The following is a 3,910-nucleotide window of genomic DNA, read 5'->3' as shown; positions in this document are numbered from 1 at the left end:
AGTGAACGCCCTAACGGGCGTCCTCAGAACGCTTCGCGTTCTGATGGGCTGCACGTCTATCTGCTCAATTGCTTTGTGCTCTGAGTTGGTGATTCGTTTGGAAATCAGGTAGTTCACGCCAAGGTTCGAGAGGGTTTGAAACACCCGCACCGAGTCGAATTCGCGGTCGCACAGCACCATCTCGATAGGAACGTGTTCTTTCGCTTGACGGACAAATCGCCGGACAATACGGTGGGTTCGATTCGGCGGATTGTTGTCCCACCCCGAACTTTCACGAACCGGTTCAACAGCCAGGATGAGCAGAGCGTTCTGCCCAATGATCGAAAGGGTAGCGGGCTTGAACGCCCGCCCCTCACCCACCGTCTTTCACCCTACTGACCATCGACACTCCTTCGATATCACCGAAGTAGGGTACTGTGGTAATGTCGAGTACGATGGATCGCTTGGGATATCCGTAACACATACTATTCGTGCTACCGATGGTCAAGTCGAATGCAACCAGTTCGCATAGACGGTGTTGGGCTTACACCGCTGGGTGTACATCCGAATAGAACCGGACGAGAACTATTTGCCGAGGCCGCGGATAGAGCGTTTCAGGACGCCGATGTCCCGCGTGACGACGTAGACTTCCTCTGTCTCGGGAACTTCGTGGGCGACGTAGCGGAACAACAGGGCCATCAGGGGCCGTTGATGGCAGATGCCGCTGGGGTCTCGGTACCTGCAACCCGCTTCGAAAACGCATGCGCATCGGGAGGTTTTGCCATCCGTGGGGCAGTCCAAGCGATTCAGAACGACAACGCGGATGTCGTTCTCGTCGGGGGCGTCGAGAAGCTGACTAACCTCGGTACCGGTGGTTCGACAGAGGCACTCGCAATGGCTGCTGACGACCTCTTCGAGAGCCGTGTTGGGCTGACGTTTCCAGGCGCCTACGCCCTCCTCGCCAGAGCTTACTTCGAGGAACATGGTGGGTCTCGCGAGGACTTGGCTGCAATCTCGGTGAAAAACCACGCGAACGCCGTGGACAACGAGTACGCTCAGTTTCGACACGAGGTTTCGGTCGACGACGTCCTTGACGCGCCGACCATCGCCGACCCGCTCGGACTGTACGACGCGTGTCCAGTGACAGACGGTGCAGCAGCCGCAATTCTCGTCAGTCAAGAGTACTCAGAAACACACGGAGTGGATGCGCCAGTCGCGGTCACTGGTTCAGGTCAAGGAGGAGACACACTCGCCTTACAAGACCGGGACAAACTCACTCGAACACCCGCTGCAGAGTGGGCGGCCGAACGAGCGTACGACGAAGCAGACATTACGCCCACCGATGTCGACATCGCAGAGGTACACGACTGTTTCACCATCGCAGAGGTGCTCGCCATCGAGGCACTCGGGTTCTACGAACCGGGGACCGGAATCTCGGCGGCAGCGAATGGCGAAACCACCGTCGATGGTCGACTCCCAGTGAACCTCTCCGGTGGGTTAAAAGCCAAGGGCCACCCGGTGGGTGCAACCGGCGTCGCCCAACTCGTCGAACTGACTCGACTACTTCGTGGTGACCATCCGAAGAGCGACGACGTTTCCGACGCTCGCGTCGCCGTCGCCCACAATGCGGGTGGAACCGTGGCGAGTGCAGTCGTCCACGTCGTGGAGGTAGATACATGAGCGACGATGTTTCGAACGGCGACCACGCGACGTGGCTGGATGCCATCGAATCGGACGATGGCTTCTATCTCGAGTGTCCGAACGGCCACGCGTGGATTCCCCCTCGCCGAGTCTGCAAGACGTGTGGTTCCGAGACGCTCGACAGAGTGCCCCTCTCGACGACCGGCCGTATCGTGACGTACACCGAGATTCACGTTCCTGCGCCGCGGTTCGAACACAGAGACAGGGTCGTGGTCGCCATCGCAGATTTCGGTGGTGTATCCATCACTGGCCGCCTCGACGATGCGGCTACCGAATCTATCGAACAGGGGACTGCCGTCGAACTCGACGTGGAGCAATCCGCATCGACAGACGAACGTATCGTCACGTTCCATCCAAGGTGAATATCATGAACGAACACACGGCAGACGTGCGAGAGCGAATTTTCAGCGAAGAATCGGTCGCCGCGGGCTCGGCGTTCGTGTCGAAATTGACCTCTCCCGTCGGCGACGTCGCGGTGGGGCCACGGTCGAACCTCTGGCTGTTCGTCTGTCTGCGAGGTGACGGCGGTTCGACGACGGTTGGCGAAAAGAGCAGCGTCTAGGGGTTTTCGATGCTCCACGGAGTGACCATCGGTGACGAGGTGACCGTTGGACACAACGTCGTCGTCGATTACGCCACCGACGGAGACCACGTACTCGTCGGGATGCAGAGCGCGGTTCTCCGTGGTGTGACAGTCAAATCGAACAGCATCATCGTTGCTAGGGAATCATCTTCTAGGGCCAGACGGTTCCAAAGGCCACCTCACCTGCGGTGCACCAGCGAAGACCAAGTCTCTTACTGACGGCCAGCACGACGAAAACGCCCACGTTCACGACGTTGAACTCGGCCGGTCCTACAAGGAGACGGGACGTTTCGAGTAGTCGCTAACTGTCCGGCAGCGGTCCGAAGAGACGCCACTTTTGGGGACCCCACGTGACGCTCTTTCCCGATATTTTATATCGGAAGCGGTCAGACACTCTGGTACGCGAAACCATGCCAGCCGAACCTCTAGAAGAGACATCAGTAGTGCACGAACCGTCGGACGAGTTCGTCGAGTCGACGAACGTCTGGCAGTTCATGCATGAGTACGACATCGACGACTACAACGACCTCGTCGAAACGACGAACGGCGACATCGAGTGGTTCTGGGACGAACTCGTCGACTACCTCGACATCGAGTTCTACGAGGTCTACGACCGAGTCAGAGACGACAGCGACGGACCGCAGTTCTCTAAATGGTACCCCGGCGGGACAATGAACGTCGCCCATAACGTCGTCGACAGGCACGCCACCGCTGACAGCGAGACGCGTAACAAAATCGCGACCATCTGGGAGAGCGAACAGGGCAACGTCCGTGAAGTGACCTATCACGAACTCCACCGGCAGTCGAACAAGGTGGCAAACGCACTCGAAGAGCGTGGTATTGAGACGGGTGACACCGTCGGTCTGTACATGCCGATGGTCCCCGAAGTCGTGTCCATCCTCTACGGTTGTTTCAAAGTAGGTGCGATTGCCGTTCCCATCTTCTCTGGGTTCGGTGTCGATGCAACCGCGACCCGCATCGCCGACTCCGAATGTTCGGTGCTCTTCACGGGCGACGGGTTCTCGCGTCGTGGGAGCGAGATTACGCTCAAGGGGTCCGCAGATAACGCCATCGCCGAAGCGGGCCACGTAGAGCACACTATCGTCTTCGACCGACTCGGGGCCGATATCCCGTGGACCGACGAACGCGACGAGTGGTGGGACGACGCCGTGGAGTCACAAAACGATACGTACGAGACGAAGGAACTTGACGCGAATCAGGAGTCGATGCTGCTGTACTCGTCGGGGACGACGGGCACCCCGAAGGGAATCGTCCACACACACGCGGGCGTGCAGATGCAGACGGCCAAGGAGATTTACTTCGGGTTCGACCACAAGCCCTCGGACCGATTCTTCTGGGTATCGGACATCGGGTGGATGATGGGCCCGTGGATGCTCATCGGGAACCACACCTTCGGGGGGACCATCTTCATGTACGAGGGCGCGCCCGATTACCCGAATCCGGACCGATTCTGGGAGATGATAGACTGCCACGGCCTCACCACCTTCGGTATCTCGCCCACCGCGATTCGCGCCCTCCGGAAGTACGGTGACGACTGGGTCGACTCCCACGACCTCTCTTCGCTCAGACTACTCGGGTCGACCGGCGAACCGTGGGACCCCGAGTCGTGGATGTGGTTCTACGAGA

At 59.0% G+C, this 3,910-nt stretch carries 4 protein-coding genes and 1 pseudogene; 4 read left to right on the top strand and 1 reads right to left on the bottom strand.

Annotated elements, in window-relative coordinates; translation table 11 throughout:
* Window positions 1-430: pseudogene (locus NKF06_RS19975) on the bottom strand (hypothetical protein); the annotation flags it as partial.
* Window positions 431-492: 62 nt separating this feature from the next.
* Here NKF06_RS19975 and NKF06_RS19970 point away from each other — a divergent pair.
* The 4 genes from NKF06_RS19970 to NKF06_RS19950 all read left to right on the top strand — a co-directional run.
* Entirely contained in the window at window positions 493-1,659 is a 1,167-nt protein-coding gene (locus tag NKF06_RS19970; RefSeq protein ID WP_253246399.1) for a thiolase domain-containing protein, read from the top strand.
* Entirely contained in the window at window positions 1,656-2,042 is a 387-nt protein-coding gene (locus NKF06_RS19965) for an OB-fold domain-containing protein (protein ID WP_253246398.1), read from the top strand. The genes NKF06_RS19970 and NKF06_RS19965 overlap by 4 nt, the downstream gene beginning before the upstream one ends.
* 5 nt (window positions 2,043-2,047) lie before the next feature.
* Entirely contained in the window at window positions 2,048-2,242 is a 195-nt protein-coding gene (locus tag NKF06_RS19960) for a hypothetical protein (protein ID WP_253246397.1), read from the top strand.
* A 431-nt stretch (window positions 2,243-2,673) separates the two neighbouring features.
* Window positions 2,674-3,910: AMP-binding protein (locus NKF06_RS19950; RefSeq protein ID WP_253246395.1), on the top strand; the 1,237-nt coding region annotated here is incomplete at its 3' end.

Source organism: Haloferax sp. AB510, from assembly GCF_024136985.1.
In the GTDB taxonomy this organism is placed as follows: Archaea; Halobacteriota; Halobacteria; order Halobacteriales; family Haloferacaceae; genus Haloferax.
The sequence above is the reverse complement of the archived record's forward strand: the minus strand, read 5'-3'. Positions and strand labels throughout refer to the sequence as shown.